Source organism: Nocardia citri, assembly GCF_054065835.1.
The window spans coordinates 1-488 of record NZ_JBSUQM010000082.1 but is presented as its reverse complement, the minus strand read 5'-3'; the positions used below and the strand labels follow the sequence as shown (position 1 = coordinate 488).

Below are 488 nucleotides of genomic sequence, written 5' to 3'. Positions count from 1 at the left end.
GCCAGCCGCAACGCGCCCACCCGGCAGCAGACCCTGCGCTGGTGTATCGACTGGAGCTACGAATTGTGCAGCCCGGGCGAGCAGCGGATGTGGGCCCGGTTGTCGGTGTTCGCCGGGGGCTTCGAACTCGATGCGGTCGAAGGGGTGTGCGGCGCCGATCTGGTCGATCCGCTGGATGTGCTGTCGTCGCTGGTGGACAAGTCGATCGTGATCCGCGACGAATCCGATGGTGTGGTGCGGCTGCGGATGCTGGAGACCATCCGCGACTACGGTCGGCACACGCTGGGGGAGTCCGGCGAGGACCAGCTGATTCGGCGCCGCCACCGCGACTGGTTCCGGCAGTTGGCGCTGACCGCGGAAGCCGAATGGATCAGCGACCGGCAGCCCTACTGGATGGCCAGGCTCGAGCGCGAGCAACCCAACCTGCGTGACGCGCTCGAATACTGCCTTGCCGAGGACACCGAGGACGCGGCCGCAGCCGGACTACA

General features: G+C 67.6%; 1 protein-coding gene. It reads left to right on the top strand.

Annotation, left to right across the window (positions count from 1 at the left end; translation table 11 throughout):
* Positions 1-488 (top strand): ATP-binding protein (locus ACW2Q0_RS31215; protein WP_457194509.1); only part of this gene is annotated, 488 nt, incomplete at both ends.